Source organism: Variovorax sp. Soil_C_26, assembly GCF_057657075.1.
In genome coordinates this window covers 66,431-85,337 of record NZ_JBDGJC010000002.1, presented here as the reverse complement: position 1 = coordinate 85,337, position 18,907 = coordinate 66,431, and the positions used below count along the sequence as shown (strand labels likewise).

The 18,907-nt window shown below is 68.9% G+C and carries 15 protein-coding genes; 7 read left to right on the top strand and 8 right to left on the bottom strand.

Going from position 1 to position 18,907, the window contains the following annotated elements:
• The first annotated feature begins 2 nt into the window (after window positions 1–2).
• The 7 genes from gspD to AC3A6G_RS05785 all read left to right on the top strand — a co-directional run bounded on the left by gspD (window position 3) and on the right by AC3A6G_RS05785 (window position 10,764).
• A complete protein-coding gene (gene gspD, locus AC3A6G_RS05815; RefSeq protein WP_487873305.1) occupies window positions 3–2,312 on the top strand; it encodes a type II secretion system secretin GspD in 2,310 nt (769 codons plus the stop codon).
• Window positions 2,313–2,326: 14 nt separating this feature from the next.
• Complete coding sequence (locus AC3A6G_RS05810; RefSeq protein WP_487864318.1) at window positions 2,327–3,718, top strand: GspE/PulE family protein; 1,392 nt, start codon at window positions 2,327–2,329, stop codon at window positions 3,716–3,718.
• Window positions 3,719–3,740: 22 nt separating this feature from the next.
• Window positions 3,741–4,979, top strand: a complete 1,239-nt coding sequence (gene gspF / locus AC3A6G_RS05805; RefSeq protein WP_487862244.1) for a type II secretion system inner membrane protein GspF — start codon at window positions 3,741–3,743, stop codon at window positions 4,977–4,979.
• Window positions 4,980–4,983: 4 nt separating this feature from the next.
• Entirely contained in the window at window positions 4,984–5,883 is a 900-nt protein-coding gene (locus tag AC3A6G_RS05800; RefSeq protein WP_487862245.1) for a 5'-nucleotidase, read from the top strand.
• 167 nt (window positions 5,884–6,050) lie between these two features.
• On the top strand, window positions 6,051–6,242 hold the full coding sequence (locus tag AC3A6G_RS05795) for a hypothetical protein (protein WP_487873304.1): 192 nt from the start codon (window positions 6,051–6,053) through the stop codon (window positions 6,240–6,242).
• A gap of 50 nt (window positions 6,243–6,292) precedes the next feature.
• Window positions 6,293–8,503, top strand: coding sequence for a phosphocholine-specific phospholipase C (locus tag AC3A6G_RS05790; RefSeq protein ID WP_487864384.1), 2,211 nt, complete (start codon window positions 6,293–6,295; stop codon window positions 8,501–8,503).
• A gap of 14 nt (window positions 8,504–8,517) precedes the next feature.
• Window positions 8,518–10,764, top strand: a complete 2,247-nt coding sequence (locus AC3A6G_RS05785) for a phosphocholine-specific phospholipase C (RefSeq protein ID WP_487873303.1) — start codon at window positions 8,518–8,520, stop codon at window positions 10,762–10,764.
• 11 nt (window positions 10,765–10,775) lie between these two features.
• On the opposite strand, the gene AC3A6G_RS05780 is transcribed toward AC3A6G_RS05785, so the two are convergent.
• From AC3A6G_RS05780 to AC3A6G_RS05745, 8 genes are all read right to left on the bottom strand, one after another.
• Window positions 10,776–12,017, bottom strand: coding sequence for a pyridoxal phosphate-dependent decarboxylase family protein (locus AC3A6G_RS05780; RefSeq protein WP_487873302.1), 1,242 nt, complete (start codon window positions 12,015–12,017; stop codon window positions 10,776–10,778).
• Between the two features lie 7 nt (window positions 12,018–12,024).
• Complete coding sequence (locus AC3A6G_RS05775; protein WP_487873301.1) at window positions 12,025–12,840, bottom strand: ABC transporter permease; 816 nt, start codon at window positions 12,838–12,840, stop codon at window positions 12,025–12,027.
• A complete protein-coding gene (locus AC3A6G_RS05770) occupies window positions 12,837–13,673 on the bottom strand; it encodes an ABC transporter ATP-binding protein (protein ID WP_487873300.1) in 837 nt (278 codons plus the stop codon). The genes AC3A6G_RS05775 and AC3A6G_RS05770 overlap by 4 nt, the downstream gene beginning before the upstream one ends.
• Window positions 13,674–13,677: 4 nt before the next feature.
• Window positions 13,678–14,721 (bottom strand): taurine ABC transporter substrate-binding protein, encoded by a 1,044-nt coding sequence (locus AC3A6G_RS05765; protein WP_487873299.1) that lies wholly within the window; start codon window positions 14,719–14,721, stop codon window positions 13,678–13,680.
• 117 nt (window positions 14,722–14,838) lie between these two features.
• Entirely contained in the window at window positions 14,839–15,561 is a 723-nt protein-coding gene (locus tag AC3A6G_RS05760) for a GntR family transcriptional regulator (RefSeq protein WP_487862252.1), read from the bottom strand.
• Between the two features lie 19 nt (window positions 15,562–15,580).
• Entirely contained in the window at window positions 15,581–16,846 is a 1,266-nt protein-coding gene (locus AC3A6G_RS05755; RefSeq protein WP_487864325.1) for an MFS transporter, read from the bottom strand.
• 124 nt (window positions 16,847–16,970) lie between these two features.
• On the bottom strand, window positions 16,971–17,102 hold the full coding sequence (locus AC3A6G_RS05750; protein WP_487862254.1) for a hypothetical protein: 132 nt from the start codon (window positions 17,100–17,102) through the stop codon (window positions 16,971–16,973).
• Window positions 17,103–17,189: 87 nt separating this feature from the next.
• Window positions 17,190–18,905: a putative 2-aminoethylphosphonate ABC transporter permease subunit gene (locus tag AC3A6G_RS05745; RefSeq protein ID WP_487873298.1), complete on the bottom strand. Its 1,716-nt coding sequence runs from the start codon at window positions 18,903–18,905 to the stop codon at window positions 17,190–17,192.
• Between the last annotated feature and the right edge of the window lie 2 nt (window positions 18,906–18,907).

Here is an 18,907-nt window from a genome sequence, read left to right as displayed (position 1 = left end):
CCATGAAGAAGCCTCCGACCACGCTCGGCATCGTTGCACTCGCCGCGCAGATGCTGATCGCTGCCACCCTCGTGCAGGCCGTGCCGCCCGCCTTCGCGCAGGCGACCGGCGGCGCGCCGCGGCGCGGCGAACCCATCACGCTCAATTTCGCGAACGCCGACATCGAGGCCGTGGCGCGCACCATGGCGGTGGTCACGGGCCGCGACGTGGTGGTCGACCCGCGCGTCAAGGGCACGATGAACCTCGTCACCGACCGCGCCATCGCACCGGCGGCGGCGTTCAACCAGTTCGCCTCGGCGCTGCGCCTGCAGGGCTTCGCGATCGTTGAGGCCGAAGGGCTCTACAAGATCGTGCCCGAGGCCGAAGCCAAGCTGCAGACCCAGAGCGTCAGCACCGCAACGCCCGGCGCCTCGGTGGCCGACAGCCAGATCGTCACGCAGATCTTCAGGCTTAACCACGAATCGCCGAACAGCCTGCTGCCGGTGCTGCGGCCGTTGATTCCGCCCAACAACACGATCAACGTGAACCCGGGCAACAACTCGCTCGTAATCACCGACTACGCGGGCAACATGCGCCGGCTCGCGCGCATCATTGCGGCGCTCGACGTGCCCGACGCGTCCGACATCGAAGTGATTCCGCTCAAGCATTCGATCGCCACCGACATGCTGCCGCTGATCACGCGGCTGGTCGACGGCAGCGGCTCGGGTGCACCGGGCGCCGCTGCGCCGGGCAGGGCTGATACCTCGTTCCGCACCACGCTGCTGGCCGATCCGCGCAGCAACTCGCTCATCCTGCGCGCGGCGAATCGCGCCCGGACGGCGCTGGTGCGCACGCTGGTCGAGAAGCTCGACCGCCCGCCGGCCGAAAGCAGCAACGGCGCGGCCGGCAACATCTACGTGGTCTACCTGAAGAATGCCGACGCGGTGCGCCTCGCGGCCACGCTGCGTGCAGCCATGGCCGCCAACCAGATGCCCGGCATGCCCGGCGCCCCGGGCGCTGCCGGCGGGGCCGCGAGCACACCGCAGGCGCAGGCGAACATGCCGCAGGCCATGTCCATGTCGGTCGGCCTCAATGGCCAGAGCGGTTCGCCGGCCGCCAACGCGCCGCTCAACAATGCCAACCAACCCTCGACCGGCGGCCAGATCCAGGCCGACCCGTCGACCAACTCGCTGATCATCACCGCGCCCGAGCCGCAGTACCGACAGATGCGCGCGGTGATCGACAAGCTAGACGGCCGGCGCGCGCAGGTCATGATCGAGGCGCTGATCGTCGAGGTCAGCGCCGACAAGGCCGCCAACTTCGGCGTGCAGTGGCAGAGCGCGCTCGGCAACAACGCGGTCATCGGCACCAATTCGAGCCTGGCCAGCGCCAACATCCTCGCGCTCACGCAGGCGCTGGCCACGCGCGACGTGGCCAACATCCGGCCGTCGTCGGGCCTGAACCTCGGCATCGCCGGCAAGATCGGCGGGCAGTACATCCTCGGGGCCATCGCGAACTTCTTCAACAGCGACGGCGACGCCAACGTGCTCTCGACGCCCAACCTGCTCACGCTCGACAACGAAGAGGCCAAGATCGTCATCGGCCAGAACGTGCCCTTCGTCACGGGCCAGTACGCGAGCACCTCGGGCTCGGTGGGCATCAACCCGTTCACCACGGTCGAGCGCAAGGACGTGGGCCTCACGCTGCGCGTGCGCCCGACGATCAACGAGAACGGCACCGTGAAGATGACCATTTTCCAGGAGATCTCCACCGTCGCCGGGAACACCATCAACAACCCCAACGGCCCCACCACCAACAAGCGCGCGATCGAATCGAGCGTGCTGGTCGAAGACGGCGGGCTCATCATGCTCGGCGGGCTGCTGTCGGACGACTACAGAAACACGATCGAGAAGGTACCGCTGGCCGGCGACATCCCGGTGTTCGGCAACCTGTTCAAGAACGAGGTCCGTTCGCGCGTCAAGAGCAACCTCATGATGTTCCTGCGGCCCGTGGTCATGCGCGATGGCGCATCGAGCGAAGCCTTCGCCTACGACCGCTACGACGAGATCCGCGGCATGCAACAGCGCGCCCAGCCCAGCACCGACAACATCATGCTGCGCGGCGTCGACGCCGCGCCCGTGCTGCCCGAGGCGCCGCTGCCGCGCGCGGCGGCTCGCCAGAGCGAGAGCGGCAACCGCAGCGACCGCATCATGGGCACGCAGCTCATTCCCCCGCCCGCCCCGCCGGCCGACACGCGCATCCTGCGCCCGAGCCCGTTGCGTGGTGCGCTGCCGCCCACGGCCGATCCGAGCACCGCGCGCGAACTGCCCTGAAGCCGACCATCGCCATGCGCCATCCCCTGCCCTACGCGTTCGCCCGCAGCCAGCAATTGCTGCTCGAGGAAACCGACGACGGCCGCTACACGCTCTGGATGTCGCGCCTGCCTTCGCGCAGCGCGCTCGGCGAGGTCACGCGCAAGTACGGCGTGCATGCCTTCGAGGTGCTCGACCCCGGCCCGCTCGCACAGCGCATCAGCGCCGCCTACGCGCAGGGCGAATCGAGCGCCGCCGCGGTGGTGAGCGAAGTGCAGAGCGACGCCGATCTCTCGCGCATGATGCAGGAGCTGCCTGCGGTCGAAGACCTGCTCGAGAGCGCGGGCGACGCGCCGATCATCCGCATGCTCAACGCGCTGCTCACGCAGGCCGCGCGCGACGGCGCGAGCGACATCCACATCGAGCCGTACGAGCGCACCTCGTCCGTGCGCTTTCGCATCGACGGCACGCTGCGCGAGGTGGTTCAGCCCAACCGCGCGCTGCATGCGGCGCTGATCTCGCGCCTGAAGATCATGGCCGACCTCGACATCTCCGAGAAGCGGCTGCCGCAAGACGGCCGCATCTCGCTGCGCATCGGCACGCGCGCGGTCGACGTGCGCGTCTCCACGCTGCCGAGCGCGCACGGCGAACGTGCGGTGCTGCGGCTGCTCGACAAGACCGAATCCAAGCTCACGCTCGAATCGGTCGGCATGCAGGGCGACACGCTCGATCGCTTCGAGCGGCTCATTGCGCAGCCGCACGGCATCATCCTCGTCACCGGCCCCACGGGCTCGGGCAAGACCACCACGCTGTACGCGGCGCTGGCGCGGCTCGACGCCGGCCGCAGCAACATCATGACGGTCGAAGACCCGATCGAATACGAACTGCCGGGCGTGGGCCAGACGCAGATCAACGCCAAGATCGAACTGACCTTCGCCAAGGCGCTGCGCGCGATCCTGCGGCAAGATCCCGACGTGATCATGATCGGCGAGATCCGCGACTTCGAGACCGCGCAGATCGCCATCCAGGCGTCGCTCACCGGCCACCTCGTGCTCGCGACACTGCACACCAACGATTCGGTCAGCGCCGTCACGCGCCTGACTGACATGGGCGTGGAGCCGTTCCTGCTGAGTTCGTCGCTGCTCGGCGTGCTCGCGCAGCGGCTCGTGCGCAAGGTCTGCACCGCCTGCGCGGGCGCCGGCTGCGACGTCTGCGGCCAGACCGGCTACCAGGGCCGCACCGGCATCTTCGAGCTGCTCGTGGCCAACGACGAAGTGCAGGCGCTCATCCACGGCAAGGCCGCCGAGAGCCAGCTCTTCGAGGCCGGCACGCGCGGCGGGTTGCGCTCGATGCGCGACGACGGCGAACGGCTGGTCGAGACCGGCATCACCTCGCGCGCCGAGCTGCTGCGCGTGACGCGCGAATAACCGCCGCCACGCCGCGTCCGCCATGCCCGCCTATTCCTTCGAAGCCATCGATGCTGCCGGCCAGTCGCGCGAAGGCGTGCTCGAGGCCGACACCGCGCGCAGCGCGCGCAGCATGCTGCGCGCGCAGTCGCTCATCCCGCTGTCGGTCAAGCCGGTCGGCGGCGAGGCGCTCGATGCCAATGGCCGGCCTAGCGGCCTCGGGCGCTGGCTCGGCGGCGGCAAGCGCGTCTTCAATTCCACCGGCCTCGCGGTCTGGACGCGCCAGCTCGCTGGCCTCGTCTCCTCGGGCCTCCCGCTCGAACGCGCGCTGACCGCGCTCACCGACGAAGCCGAGACCGAGCCGCAGCGGAACCTCGTCGCATCGCTGCGCGCCGAGGTCAATGCGGGTTCCCCGTTCGCACGCGCCCTGTCCGCACATCCGCGCGAGTTCTCGCCCATCTACACGGCCGTGATCGGCGCGGGCGAGCAGAGCGGCAATCTCGGCCTCGTGCTCGACCGGCTTGCCGACGACCTCGAGGAACGGCAAGCGCTGCAGCAGAAGCTCGTCGGCGCGGCGCTCTATCCGGCCATCGTCACGCTGGTGGCGATCGTGATCGTGATCTTTCTCGTGAGCTATGTGGTGCCGCAGGTGGCGCAGGTGTTCGCGGGCACCAAGCGCTCATTGCCTTTTCTCACCACCGTGATGCTCTCGCTGAGCGCCGCCGTGCGCAGCTACGGATGGTGGATGCTCGGCGGCGTGGTGCTGGCCACCATCGCCGTGCGCATCGCCTTGGCGCAGGAAGCCTTTCGTCTGAAGTTCGATGCGGCGTGGCTCAACCTGCCGCTGGTCGGCAAGCTCGCCCGCGGCTACAACGCCGCGCGCTTCGCCAGCACACTCGCCATGCTCGCGACCGCGGGGGTGCCGATCCTGCGCGCGCTGCAGGCCGCCGCCGAAACGCTGAGCAACCGCGCCATGCGCGCCGATGCGCTCGACGCGCTGGTGCTGGTGCGCGAAGGCGCACCGCTCGCGTCGGCCCTGGCGCAAAAGAAGCGCTTCCCCGGCCTGGTCTCGATGTTCGCGCGGCTCGGCGAACAGACCGGCACGCTGCCCCTGATGCTGCAGCGCGCCGCCAACCAGCTCGGTGCCGAGGTGCAGCGCCGCGCCATGCACCTGGCCACCATCCTCGAGCCGCTGCTGATCGTGGCGATGGGTGGCGTGGTCATGCTGATCGTGCTCGCGGTGATGCTGCCTATCATCCAGCTCAACCAGTTCGTCAAGTAGCGCCATGCCCGTCACCCTCGAAGACAAGCTCGTGGTCGCGATCTCCTCGCGCGCCCTGTTCAACCTCGAAGAAGAAAACCTGGTTTTCGAATCGGGCGACGACACGGGCTACATGAAGCTGCAGCTCGAGCGGCTCGACGTGCCGGCCGCACCCGGCATCGCGTACTCGCTGATCCGCAAGCTGCTGCGCTTCAACGACGACGGTGTCCAGCGCGTCGAGGTCGTGATCCTGTCGCGCAACGACCCGGTCTCGGGCATGCGCATCTTCCGCTCCAGCGCGGCGGCCGAGATCAAGCTGCAGCGCGGCGTGTTCACCCAAGGCCGCCCGCCTTTCGGCTACCTGCGGCCGCTGCGCGCGCACCTGTTCCTGTCGGTCAATGCGCAGGACGTGCGCGAGGCGCTCGGCGCAGGCTTTCCGGCCGCGCGGGTGCTGGTCGAATCGGTCAAGGCCAGCGATGCCTGGCCCAACGAAGTGCGCATCGCCTTCGACGGCGACGCCGTGCTGTTCTCTGACGAAGCCGAGCGCGTGTTCCAGTCCGAAGGCCTCGACGCCTTCCAGGCGCATGAACTCAGCAAGGCCGATCTGCCGCTGCCCGAAGGGCCGTTCAAGCCGCTGCTCATGGCGCTGCACCGCCTGCAGCTGGCGGGCAATGCACAGATGCGCATCCGCACCGCGCTCGTCACCGCGCGCAGCGCCCCTGCGCACGAGCGCGCGATCCGCACGCTCATGAACTGGAACATCCGCGTCGACGAAGCGATGTTCCTCGGCGGCCTGCCGAAGGGCGAATTCCTGCGCGAGTTCGAGCCCGACTTCTTCTTCGACGACCAGACCGGCCACGTCGATGCCGCGGCACGCCACGTGCCCGCGGGCCACGTGTCGAGCGGCATCAGCAACGAAAAGTAGGGGCCTGCCCCCGAACGCCCGAACGCGCCGGCCTGCGCCCGCGCTGGCTTTGTCACGGCCGATTCACCGTGACGTCATGGCTTCGCCCTAGTCTTTGACGCTGTCCGCGCAACGTCCTTGCGCGGGCGCTTTTTTTTGTGCGAACCGACACGAGCCAAAGGAACCCCATGCAGCGTCCACGCCCACTTCATTTGCCGCGCCTCGTTCCGGCGCTCTTCCTGGCCTGCCTGCTGTGCGCCTGTGGTGGCGGCAACGGCGGCGGCGGCGGCTTCTTCGGCGGCCTGCCCGTGGTGGGTAATCCGGAACCCACGCCCACTCCGCCGGCCGCGCCCGAGCCGGTGATGCGCTGCGCCCCTTGAGTGCGCCTGGAATCGATCAAGAACAACGCCCAGGACGCACCCCGATGACCATGCCTTCTCGCCGCAAATTCCTGACCGGCACCGCCACCACCGGTGCCGCCGCGCTCGCGCTCTCGGCCTTTCCCCCGAGCATCCGCCGCGCCCTCGCCATTCCCGCCAGCAACAAGACCGGCACTCTCAAGGACGTCGAGCACATCGTCATCCTCATGCAGGAGAACCGCTCGTTCGACCAGTACTTCGGCACGCTCATGGGCGTGCGCGGCTTCGGCGACCGCTTCACCATTCCGCTGCCCGAAGGGCGCGGCGTCTGGCAGCAGCTCGACGATGCAGGCAAGGAAGTGCTGCCCTATCACCTCGACGATTCGAAGGGCAATGCCCAGCGCGTGACCGGTACGCCGCACAGCTGGAGCGACGGCCAGGATGCATGGGCCGGCGGACGCATGCACGAGTGGGTCAAGTACAAGAAAACCGACACGGCGCCTTTCACGCAATCGATGGGATACCTCCGGGAGGCGGAACTGCCGTTCCAGTTCGCACTGGCCAATGCCTTCACGCTGTGCGACGCCTACCACTGCAGCATGCACACCGGCACCAACTCGAACCGCATGTTCCACTGGACCGGCACCAACGGCCCCACGGGCGCGGGCGTGGCCACGGTGAACAACGAGTGGGACTCGATCGACAGCTCGGCCACGGGCTACGAATGGAAGACCTACCCCGAACGCCTGCAGGAGGCCAAGGTCAGCTGGATCGTCTACCAGAACATGCCCGAGAACTTCGGCGACAACCCGCTCGCGGGCTTCAAGCAATACCGCCTGGCCAACGAGGCTTCGGGCAAGCCCGTCAGCAACAGTTCGAGCATTGCCTCGCCGGTGTACGACCCGGCCAGCGACGACGCCAGCAATCCGCTCTACAAGGGCATTGCCAACACCATGGGCGACGGCGGCTTCCTCGAACAGTTCCGTCAGGACATCAAAGGCGGCAAGCTGCCGCAGGTCTCGTGGCTCATCGCGCCCGCCACCTACTCCGAGCACCCGGGACCGTCGAGCCCGGTGCAGGGCGCCTGGTACATACAGGAAACGCTCGACGCGCTCACCGCCGTGCCCGAGGTGTGGAGCAAGACGGTGCTGTTGATCAACTTCGACGAGAACGACGGCTACTTCGACCACTACCCCTCGCCGGCCGCGCCCTCGATCAACCCCGACGGCACACCCGCAGGCAAGACCACGCTGCCGATCGAGGTGCTTGCGCCCGAGTACTTCAACCATCCGAAGCCGCCGGGCACCAGCAGCCAGCCCGCGCCCGACGGCCGCGTGTACGGCCCCGGCCCGCGTGTGCCGATGTACGTGATCTCGCCCTGGAGCCGCGGCGGCTGGGTCAATTCGCAGGCCTTCGACCACACCTCGGTGCTGCGCTTCATCGAGGCGCGCTTCGGCGTGCAGGAGCCGAACATCAGCGCGTTCCGTCGCGCGGTGTGCGGCGATCTCACGAGCGCCTTCAACTTCGCCAACCCGAACGACGAGCCGCTGCCCGCGCTCGCCGGCCGCACCACGCGCAACGCGGCCGACCAGTTGCGCAGCGACCAGGAAAAGCTCGCTCAGGTGCCGCTGCCGCTCGACCCGCAACGCCCGCGCCAGGCGAGCGGCACAAGGCCTTCGCGGGCACTCCCCTACGAGCTGCACACCAGTGCGCGCAGCGACGTGGTCGCCGGCACGGTGCGGCTGGTGTTCGCCAACACCGGCACCGCCGCTGCCGTGTTCCACGTCTACGACAAGCTGCACCTCGACCGCCTGCCGCGCCGCTTCATGGTCGAGCCCGGCAAGACACTCGACGAGGCGTGGAACGCGATGGCCGACGACAGCGGCTTCTACGACCTCTGGGTGCTCGGGCCCAACGGCTTCCATCGCCACTTCCAAGGCGACCTGGGCCGCGTGCGCGCCGGCGGCGCCGCGGCGCCCGAAGTGCGCGTGTGCTACGACATCGCGAACGGCAACGTGTACCTCGAGATGCTGAACGGCGGCGGCAGCCCCGCAAAGTTCACGGTGCGCGCCAAGGCCTACCGCGACGATGGTCCGTGGACGGCCACGGTGCAAGGCGGCAGCAAGGCCGAGCTGCACTGGGATCTGGCGTCGAGCGGCGCCTGGTACGACTTCGTCGTGACATGCGATACCGATCCCGGCTGGCAGCGCCGGTTCGCGGGTCGCGTGGAAACCGGCCGCCACACGGTCAGCGACCCGGCCATGGGCATGGGCGACCTGTGAGGCGCGCGACCGACATGACCACCCGCCGCAAGTTCCTCACCGGCAGCGCCGCCACCGGTGCCGCTGCGCTCGCGCTCTCGGCCTTTCCCCCGAGCATCCGCCGCGCGCTCGCCATCCCCGCCAACAACAAGACGGGCACCCTCAACGACGTCGAGCACATCGTCATCTTGATGCAGGAGAACCGTTCGTTCGACCACTACTTCGGCACGCTCATGGGCGTTCGCGGCTTCGGCGACCGCTTCACCATTCCGCTGCCCAAGGGCATGAACGTCTGGCAGCAGAGCGATGCCACCGGCAACACCGTGTTGCCCTACCACCTCGACAGTTCCAAAGGCAATGCCCAGCGCGACGGCGGCACGCCGCACGACTGGGCCGACAGCCAGGACGCCTGGGACGGCGGGCGCATGCACCAATGGGCGCGCTACAAGACCAGCCAGTCGATGGGCTACCACAAGCAAGCCGAGGTGCCGTTCCAGTTCGCGCTGGCGAACGCCTTCACGCTCTGCGATGCCTACCACTGCAGCATGCACACCGGCACCGATGCGAACCGGGCCTTTCACCTGACCGGCACCAACGGACCGACCGCCTCCAACACCGCCTTCGTGACCAACGAGTGGGATTGGATCAGCGGCCTGCCCGACTCGCCCAACGTGGGCTACACCTGGAAGACCTATGCCGAGCGCCTCGAGGAAGCGGGCGTGCGCTGGATCAGCTACCAGAACATGCCCGACGAATGGGGCGACAACATGCTCGGCGCTTTCCGGCAGTTCCGCCAGGCCAACGTCGACTCGGGCTATCCGGTGTCGAGCGGCGGCGAACCCAACAAGCCCTACGCGAACACCGGCCAGCCGCTGCCCTACAAGGCCTACGACCGCACCACCGACGACGCCAGGAGCCCGTTGTACAAGGGCATCGCGAACACGCTGCCGGGCACCCGCCCCGAGGACTACCTCGACGCCTTTCGACGCGACGTGCGCGAAGGCACGCTGCCGCAGGTCGCCTGGATGAGCGCGCCGTCGATCTACTGCGAGCACCCCGGGCCGTCGAGCCCGGTGCAGGGCGCCTGGTTCGTGCAGGAGGTGCTGGACGCGCTCACCGCCGTGCCCGAGGTCTGGAGCAAGACCGTGCTGATCGTCAATTTCGATGAGAACGACGGCTACTTCGACCACGTGCCCTCGCCGTCGCCGCCCTCGATCAATCCCGACGGCACGCCCGCGGGCAAGACCACGCTGTCCGACAGCGCACTGCTCCCCGAGTACTTCACCCAGCCCGCGCCGATCGGCAGCACCAAGCAGCCCACACCCGACGGCCGCGTGTACGGCCCCGGCCCGCGCGTGCCGATGTACGTGATCTCGCCCTGGAGCCGCGGCGGCTGGGTCAATTCGCAGGCCTTCGACCACACCTCGGTGCTGCGCTTCATCGAGGCGCGCTTCGGCGTGCAGGAGCCGAACATCAGCGCGTTCCGCCGCGCGGTGTGCGGCGACCTCACGAGCGCCTTCAACTTCGCCACCCCCAACGACGAGCCGCTGCCCGCGCTGGCTGGCCGCGTCAGCCGCACCGAGGCCGACCAGATCCGCGTCAACCAGGAGAAGCTGGACCACGTGCCGCTGCCGCTCGACCCGCAGTTGCCGCGCCAGGCCAGCGGCACGCGGCCTTCGCGCGCGCTGCCGTACGAGCTGCACGCCAGCGCGCGCGTGGCGCCGCTCGACGGCACGCTGCAGTTGCTGATGGCGAACACCGGCACTGCGGCCGCGGTGTTCCACGTGTACGACAAGCTCAACCTCGACCGGCTCCCGCGCCGCTACATGCTCGAGGCCGGCAAGACGCTCGACGATGTGTGGACGGCGGGCCGCGACAACAGCGGCTTCTACGACCTCTGGCTGCTCGGCCCCAACGGCTTTCACCGCCACTTCAAGGGCGACCTCGGCAGCTTGCGCGTCGCCGATGCGTCGAGCCCCGAGGTGCGCGTGTGCTACGACATCGCCAACGGCAACGTGTACCTCGAGATGCGCAACACGGGCGCGAGGGCCTGCAGGTTCACGGCGCGCGCCAAGGCCTACCGCGAGGACGGCCCGTGGACCACGACGGTGCAGCCCGGCGGCAAGGCCGAGCAGCACTGGGACCTGGCTTCGAGCGGCGCCTGGTATGACTTCGTCGTGACGTGCGATGCCGACGCGTCCTGGGCGCGCCGTTTCGCGGGCCGCGTCGAGACCGGCCGGCATTCGGTCAGCGACCCGGCCATGGGCCTGGGCGAACGCTGAACTTCACAACCTCAGTATTGCGCCTTCACCTCGGGCGCATTCCCGTTCGCCAGCGTCGCCGGGTCTTGCAGCACCGCGGCCACGTCGGCCAGGTACTGCCCGACGACGGGCTCGTGCGTGAGGTTGAGCATGTGGTGGATGCCCGCGGGCTGCTGCACGTAGCCCACGGTCCAGCCGCGCTCGCCGAGCCCGTGGCCGATCGCGCCCATGTCGCGCGTGGGCGAACCGAAGGCGAAGATCGACAGCTGGGGCCGGCCCAGCGTGGGCAGGCCGAGTGCGTCGAGGCCCTGCTGCATCGCGCGCCGCGTGGCGAGCACGCGCTCGGTCACGCGCAGGTAGCCTTCGTGGCCCAGGTAGTTCATCACCGCCCATGCCGCGGCGATGGCGCCGCCCGCGCGCGTGCCCACCAGCGTGTGCGTGAAGTACTGGCCGCGCGGCCAGTCGTCGAAGTAGTAGCCCATCAGCGCGAACGCATCGGGGTCCGCGAAGAACAGCGTCGACGCGCCCTTGGCGGTGTAGCCGTACTTGTGCAGGTCGGCCGAGATCGAGGTGACGCCCTCGACCGCGAAGTCGAAGTCGGGAACGTCCGCGCCGAGCGCGCGCGCAAACGGCGCAAAGTAGCCGCCCACGCAGGCATCGACATGCATCCAGGTGCCGTGTTCGCGCGCCAGCGCTGCAATCTCGGAAATGGGGTCAACCACGCCGTGCGGGAACGCGGGCGCCGAGCCGACGACCATCGCGGTGTCGGGCGTGACCGCCGCGCGCATCGCCGCCGGGTCGGCGCGAAAATCGGCCGCGAGCGGCGTGCGCACCGGCGTGAGCCCGAGAAAGTACGCGGCCTTGTCGAAGGCCGGGTGCGCACTGTGCGGCATGACGATCTGCGGCCGCCCCATGCCGGGCCGCCGTGCCAGCGCGCGGTCGCGCGCGCACTTCACCGCCAGGAAGATGCTCTCGGTGCCGCCCGTGGTCATGGCGCCGCGCGCCTCGGGGCCGCCGTGCAGCAGGCCCAGGCCCATCTCCACGACTTCGCGCTCGAACTTCGCGAGGCTCGCGAACGCGCGCGGCCCGAGTCCGTTCTCGGAGAAGTACATCAGGTAGGCCTGCTTTGCCACGTCGAGCACGTCTTCGCCCGCGTAGTGGATGAACATCGGCACGCGGCCGCGGCGCCAGTCCACGTCGCCTTCGCCGGCTTCTTTGAGCTGCCGCTGCAGTTCGGGCCAGGGCGTGCCGCTGGCCGGGAGTGTCATTGCCATGAGTGAGTCATCCTTCCTTGCCGCCCCAGTGGACGACCTTGTTTTCGAGCGCCCGCGCCAGCAGGTCGAGCAGGTAGCCGAGCACCGCCATGATCAGAGCGCCGACGATCACGACATTGGTGAGCAGGAAGTCGGAGGCCGACATCGCCATGTACGCGATGCCCGCGTTGGTGGCGATCATCTCGGCGCCCACCAGCATCGTCACGCCCAGGCCGATGCTCACGCGGATGCCGGTGAAGATGCCCGGCAGGCTCGCCGGGAAGATCACACGCCGGAAGATCATGGCGCGCGACGCGCCGAGCGCCATCGCGGCCTGCACCTTGCGACGGCCCACCGCGCGCACCGCCTGCATCGCGCTGATCGACAGGATCGGGAACAGCGCGAGCACGATGATCACGATCTTCGACACTTCGCCGATGCCGAACCAGATGATCAGAAGCGGCAGAAGCGCGAGCTTGGGCATCGGCCGCGTGATCTCGATCGGCGGATCGAGCACGGCCTTGACCGTTTCGTTCATGCCCATCCACAGGCCCAGCGGCACCGCGACCAGCACGGTGAGCCCAAACGCCACGCCGAAGCGGAACAGGCTGATGCCCAGGTGGTGCGCGAGCGTCTTGCCCTGGTAGCCGTTCTCCATCAGCTGCCAGAAGGTCTGCCACACCGCCATCGGCGACGGCAGGAAGAGCGGCGCGACGAAGGGCTTGTCGCCCACCAGCGGCACGGTGAGCAGCAGCCAGAGCGCCAGCAGCACGGCGAACGAGCCAAGATTGATCCAGCGCGAGCGCCCGCGCGCGCCCGAGCGGGCGTTGGATGCACCGCTCATCGCTGCGCCTCCTGGTGCTGCGCCGCCAGCGCCTCTTCGCGCAGCAGCCCGAAGATCTCGGCCTTCATGCGCGCGAACTCGGCGCTCGCGACCACCGCCGGGTCGTCGCTCTGCGCAAAGGTGGGATGAAACGTCGCCTTGATGCGCCCGGGCCGCGCCGACATCACGACCACCTCGGTCGCGAGGAACAGCGCCTCGTCGATGCTGTGCGTGATCCACAGCACGGTCTTGCGCGTCTCCTGCCAGATGCGCTTGATCTCCTCCTGCAGCAGCTCGCGCGTCTGCGCGTCGAGCGCCGCGAAGGGCTCGTCCATCAGCAGGATCTCGGGCGAATTGGCGAGCGCGCGCGCAATGCCGACGCGCTGCTGCATGCCGCCCGAAAGCTCGTACGGGTAGCGCTTCGCAAAGCCGGTGAGTCCGACCATCTCGAGGTAGTGCGACGCGATGCGCGTGGCCTCGGCCGCCGGTTTGCCGGTGGCGAGCGGGCCGAAGGCCACGTTGTCGATCACCCGCATCCAGGTGAAGAGCGCGCCCTGCTGAAACACCACGCCGCGGCGCGGGTCGGGGCCGCGCACCGGCAGGCCGTCCATCAGCACGCGGCCGGCCGTGGGCTGCTCGAAGCCCGCGACGATGTTCAGCAGCGTGCTCTTGCCGCAGCCCGAGGGGCCGAGCAGGCAGGTGAAGGCGCCCTGCGCGATGTCGAGCGTGATCGGCTCCAGCGCCTGCACCGCATCGGGCCCGTCGCCGAAGCGCTTGGAAATGTCCTCGAAGCGAACCTTGGGCGCGCCGGCGGCCGGCGCCGGCTGCGCCGTTCCTGTGTGTGCCAGTCCCATGGCCTCAGGCGGCCATCTTCGCGACGAAGCTCGCATCGACGAGCCCGCTCAGGTCCTTCGGCATCGCCGTGATCTGGCCCGCCTCGAACAGGAACTGCGCCTGCGTCTGCAGCGTCTTGAGCACGCCCGTGTCCTTCTCGCCGGGCTTGCCCATCCACTGGCTCGTCAGCTGCTCGCGCGCGGGCACCGGGTAGAAGGTGTTGAGCGAGCGCATCACCGTGGCCTCGTCGACGTTGAGGAACTTGGTCATCGTCTCGACCACTTCCTGCGGCTCCTGCTTGAAGGTGCGCGCGATCTGCTCGTAGTCCTTGAGGAAGGCCAGCACCAGGTCGGGCGACTTCTGCTTGAACTCGTCGCGCACCAGCAGGCCGTCGAAGATCACCAGGCCCTGCTTGTTGAGGTCGCCGGTCTTGAAGATGATCTTGCCGCCGTCGTCGGTGAGCCGCGGCACCACCGGCACCCAGATGTAGCTGGCATCGATCTCGCGGCGCTGCCAGGCCGAGGCGATCTGGTCGGCGCGCATGTTGATGAGCTGTACGTCCGAAAGGCCCAGGCCCGCGGTCTTGAGCGCGGCCACCGCCGCGAAGTGCACCGAGGTGTTGAACGGCAGGCCGATCTTCTTGCCCTTGAGGCCCGCCACGGTGGTGATGCCCGATTGGCCCTGCACCACCAGGCATTCGCTGTCGACGATGTTCTTGTAGACGTAGACCATCGAGGCCTTCAGCCCGTTGGCGTAGCCGACCATCATGGGGCTCGAGCCGATGTTGCACATGTCGAGGCTGCCGCCGGCCATCGCCGAGATCACCTCGGAGCCGGCGCGCACGGTGACGAAATCGGCACTCACGCCTGCGCCGAAGGTCTTGGCCACCAGGTTCTTCGCACGGATGTAGTTCTGCGCGTCGATGGCACCGAAGGTGCCGAGCCGGACCGCGCGCGCCTGCGCGGCGGCCGGCGCCGAAGCCCCCATCAACAGCGCGCCGGCGGACGACGCGACGAGCATGTGGGCGCTCGCCAGATGGAACTCGCGGCGGGAGAGATTCAGCTTCATGCGACGGCCTTTCCTGAACAAACAAGGAACTGGCGCCCGGCACACCGGGGGCCTGGCACGCACTTTAGGCGATCAGAATATATTCTGCGTACGCAAAAACCCGAATCCCGCGCAACTTCAGGGCTTGAGCAGCCGGATCAGGTAGCGCGACCCGTGCGTCAGGTCGTCGCGCATCGCCTGCCCCAGCGCGTCGCCATCGCGCCGGCGCAGTGCATCCATGGCCACGCGATGCGTCTCGTGCCCTGTGAGGCTGCCACAGTACTGCGGAAACAGCAGGTTCAGCGTGGGGCCCACGCGCAACCACAGGCTTTCGATAATGCGGATCAGGATGGGCTGGCCCGAGGCGCGATATATCGAAAGATGGAACTCAGTGTTCTGGACCAGCGTGCGGTGCGCATCGCCGGCCTGGATCGCCGCCAGGTGCGCCTGCATCACGCCGTCGAGCCGCTCGATCTCGTCATTCGAGATGCGCGGCGCGGCCTCTTTCGCGGCCAGGCATTCGAGTTCCATGCGGATCTTGAGGATCTCGCGGTAGGTCTCGACACCGAGCCGCGGCACGCGGATCGTGCGGCCATTGACCACTTCGAGCCCGTGCTCCACCACCAGCCGCTGCACCGCCTCGCGTACGGGCGTGAGGCTCACCCCCTGATTCTCGGCGACGCCACGCACGGTGAGCACCTGCTCGGGCAGCAGCGCGCCGGTCATCAGCGACTGGCGCAGCTGCTGGTAGACCTGGTCGGTCAGCGTGTCGCCGCCGCGCACCGCGGTCTCCTCGGGCATGGCAGGGCGCGCGGCGGCGCGGGCGGGCCGCCGGGAAGGCGACGAGGTCTGCTGGGGCATGGGAACAGGTGTTCGGCGGTCAGTGAGTCGGCTTGAATATACTCTGCCGCCTTGCGATCACCGTCACCCGCCACAGCAGCATGGCCGCGATCGACACGTTCACCAGGTTCCACGCGATGCCGTTGAGGAAGGCGGCGTGGTAGCTGCCGGTGAGGTCGAACACCTTGCCCGACATCCATCCGCCGAGCGCCATGCCGAACAGCGTGAACATCAGCACCGTGCCCACGCGCGCGCCCGCCTCGGACGCCGGGAAATGCTCGCGCACGATGATCGCGTACGACGGCACGATGCCGCCCTGGAACAGCCCGAACAGCGCCGACACCACGAACAGCGGCACCAGTCCGTCGAAGGGCAGGAACAGCAGCAGCGCCACGCACTGCAGCGCGCCGCCGAGCAGCAGCGTGCGCAGCCCGCCGATGCGATCGCAGATCGCGCCCGACACCAGCCGGCTCACCACGCCGAAGGCCAGCATCAGCGACAGCATCTGCGCGCCGCGCGCGGCCCCGAAGCCCAGGTCGCTGCAGTAGGCCACGATGTGCACCTGCGGCATCGCCATGGCCACGCAGCAGGCCACGCCAGCGACGCACAGCAGGCCTTGCGCGGTGCCCAGGCTGAGCCCGAAAGGCCGGAGGGCATTGCGCACCGCGGCGCTGCCGGCAGCCGCGGTGCCGGCCGGTGCAGCCGCCGCGATCGGCGGGCGCGCGCGGAAGAACAGGGCCAGCACCACCATCGTGAGGCCGCAGAAGACGCCCATGCCGATGTAGGTCTGGCGCCAGCCCACCGTCTCGATGAAGTGCTGCACGATCGGCGGCCACACCGCGCCGGCCACGTAGTTGCCGCTCGCGCATACGGCCACCGCGATGCCGCGGCGCTTGACGAACCAGAGCGAGGTGTCGGCCACCAGCGGCGCAAAGGCCACGGAGCTGCCGAGCAGACCCACAAGCAGCGTCTGCGCGATGGTGAACGACACGATGCCGTCGGCCAGGCCCGAGGCGATGTAGCCGAGCCCGAGAAACACCGCACCGCCGAGCAGCGGCCACATCACGCCGAAGCGGTCGGCGAGCTTGCCCATCAGCACGCCGCCGATGCCGAAGCCCAGCATCAGCAGCGTGTAGGGCAGCGAGGCATCGGCGCGCGCGATGCCGAACTCGGCCTGCACCGACGGCAGCATCACCGACACCACGTACATGCCGCTGCTGCCCACGGTCATGACGAGGAGCGTGACCCCCAGACGTACCATGGCGTAGCGGGAGTCGGGCTGGTGCCTTGCGGCCGTGGTCTCCATCGTGGTTCTCTCTTCTCTCGTATGCGCCGGGCGCCGCGAACGTGGGCGTCGAGCATACAAGGCGCGGCGAGATCGCGCAGGAAGGCACCGCGCCGCCGCGATGGCGGCGCGCGCGGCGACCGGATCAGGCCAGCGAAGGCGCGGCGAGCGACACCGCCGCGGCCTTGGGCATCGGCCCGCCGGGCTTGGGCTTGTCGTCGCAGCCGGCGGCCAGCAGGCCGAGGCAGAAGAAGAGTGCGGTCAAGAGGGTTCGCATGGACCGCATGCTAGGCCTGCGCCGCCCCCGGTCAAGTCGGACGTGAGCCCGATCCGGCCACCGCCGCAAGCGCGCCAGGCCCGGCCTTCAGCGCTGCCGCCACTGCTGCGTGCGCGCCAGCGCCCACCGCCCGGCGAGCGCGAACAGCCCGCGGCCGACCGCCGCCGTGAGCATGATCAGCGACGCCATCGCCGCGGCCGGCGCCACGTCGCCGGCGTCGTCCATGTTGAGCACCGCGATCGCGGCCAGCGTAGTCTGTGGCGAATAGAGGAAGACCACGGCCGACACGGTGGTCATCGCGTTGACGAAGAAGTAGCCGCCGACGTTGAGTACCGTCGGCAGCGCCACCGGCAGGTGCACGCGCCACAGCGTGCGCCAGAACGGCACGCCCATCGACTCGGACACCAGTTCGTACTCGCGGTCGAGCTGGCGCAGCGCGGTGAGCGCGGTGAGGTGCGCCACCGAGAAAAAGTGCGCCACGGTGCAAACCACCAGGATCGTCATGCTGCCGTAGATGGCGCGCAGCGGGTTCGAAGGCGAGATGAAGAAGAAGATGTAGCCCACGCCGAGCACCAGCCCGGGCACCGCGAGCGGCAGGTTGGCCAGCAGGTTCAGCAGTTCGCGCAGCAGGCCGAAGCGCCTCGGCTTCTCGACCAGGTAGGCCGAGACGAAGGTGGCCAGCGCGCCGGCCACCGCCGCGCAGAGCGCGAGCCGCAACGAGTTGAAGTAGCTGCCCCAGCCGCCGCCGTCCATGTTGCCGAAGTCGTAGTTCTTCAGCGAGGGCGCGAGCTGGTAGGGCCAGTAGGTCGCGAGCGATGCGAACACGGCCATGCCGATCATCACGAGGATGGCGCAGGCGGTGAGCGCGCAGAACACGAAAAGCGCCCGGTCGCGTGCGGCCACCGGCTCGGGCCGGTGGGGCGTGGCGCGCGCGGACAACGCCGCCGACTGCCTGCCGCGCACATGCCGTTCGACCAGGAACGACAGCAGCGCCGGAACCAGCAGCACCAGCCCGACCACCGCGCCCATCTGGAAGTTCTGCTGCCCGACCACCTGCTTGTAGATGTCGGTGGCGAGCACGCCGGTCTGGCCACCCACTACCTTGGGCACGCCGAAGTCGGTGATGACGAGCACGAACACCACCATCGCGGCCACGATCAGCCCGTAGCGCGTCGACGGCAGCGTCACGGTGCGGAACATGCGCCAGCGCGAGGCGCCGAGCGTCTGCGCGGCCTCGTAGAGCCGGCCGTCGGAGGTGGCCATGGCCGTGGTGAGGATCAGGAGCGCATGCGGCAGCGTCCAGAACACCGAGCCCAGCACGATGCCGAGCGGTCCGTAGATCGACGTGTCGCCGAACAGGCCCTTGAAGATGCCTTGGTTGCCGAAGAGGTAGACCAGGCTGATGGCCGGCAGCAGTGACGGCGCAAGCAATGGCACCAGCGCCACCGCACGCAGCACGCCCTTGGCGGGCATGCACGAGAGCGTGAGGCCGTAGGCGTACACGTAGGCCAGCGTCGTGCAGACCACGGCGCTCAAGGCCGCGATCCAGACGCTGTTGAAAGCCGACTGCACGAGCGCCGGACTGTCGAGGTAGCGCGCGAAGTTGGCCAGGCCGACGAAGGCGCCCGTGCGGTCGAAGAAGCTCTGGCCCACGAGCGCACCGACCGGCAGCGCCACGATCAGCACCAGCAGCGCCACCATCGCCAGCACGGCCGCGCCGGTGAGCCAGCGCTCGCGGTCGAACGCGCTGCTGCGCGGCATCGCCATCGGCATGACGGCGATGGCCTGGGGGCTGCTGCTCATGC

Bases quoted from the DNA above. Each gene is read 5' to 3' on its own strand.
- gspD (WP_487873305.1), top strand. From the start codon at position 3: ATGAAGAAGCCTCCGACCACGCTCGGCATCGTTGCACTCGCCGCGCAG.
- AC3A6G_RS05810 (WP_487864318.1), top strand. From the start codon at position 2,327: ATGCGCCATCCCCTGCCCTACGCGTTCGCCCGCAGCCAGCAATTGCTG.
- gspF (WP_487862244.1), top strand. From the start codon at position 3,741: ATGCCCGCCTATTCCTTCGAAGCCATCGATGCTGCCGGCCAGTCGCGC.
- AC3A6G_RS05800 (WP_487862245.1), top strand. From the start codon at position 4,984: ATGCCCGTCACCCTCGAAGACAAGCTCGTGGTCGCGATCTCCTCGCGC.
- AC3A6G_RS05795 (WP_487873304.1), top strand. From the start codon at position 6,051: ATGCAGCGTCCACGCCCACTTCATTTGCCGCGCCTCGTTCCGGCGCTC.
- AC3A6G_RS05790 (WP_487864384.1), top strand. From the start codon at position 6,293: ATGCCTTCTCGCCGCAAATTCCTGACCGGCACCGCCACCACCGGTGCC.
- AC3A6G_RS05785 (WP_487873303.1), top strand. From the start codon at position 8,518: ATGACCACCCGCCGCAAGTTCCTCACCGGCAGCGCCGCCACCGGTGCC.
- AC3A6G_RS05780 (WP_487873302.1), bottom strand. From the start codon at position 12,017: ATGGCAATGACACTCCCGGCCAGCGGCACGCCCTGGCCCGAACTGCAG.
- AC3A6G_RS05775 (WP_487873301.1), bottom strand. From the start codon at position 12,840: ATGAGCGGTGCATCCAACGCCCGCTCGGGCGCGCGCGGGCGCTCGCGC.
- AC3A6G_RS05770 (WP_487873300.1), bottom strand. From the start codon at position 13,673: ATGGGACTGGCACACACAGGAACGGCGCAGCCGGCGCCGGCCGCCGGC.
- AC3A6G_RS05765 (WP_487873299.1), bottom strand. From the start codon at position 14,721: ATGAAGCTGAATCTCTCCCGCCGCGAGTTCCATCTGGCGAGCGCCCAC.
- AC3A6G_RS05760 (WP_487862252.1), bottom strand. From the start codon at position 15,561: ATGCCCCAGCAGACCTCGTCGCCTTCCCGGCGGCCCGCCCGCGCCGCC.
- AC3A6G_RS05755 (WP_487864325.1), bottom strand. From the start codon at position 16,846: ATGGAGACCACGGCCGCAAGGCACCAGCCCGACTCCCGCTACGCCATG.
- AC3A6G_RS05750 (WP_487862254.1), bottom strand. From the start codon at position 17,102: ATGCGAACCCTCTTGACCGCACTCTTCTTCTGCCTCGGCCTGCTGGCC.
- AC3A6G_RS05745 (WP_487873298.1), bottom strand. From the start codon at position 18,905: ATGAGCAGCAGCCCCCAGGCCATCGCCGTCATGCCGATGGCGATGCCG.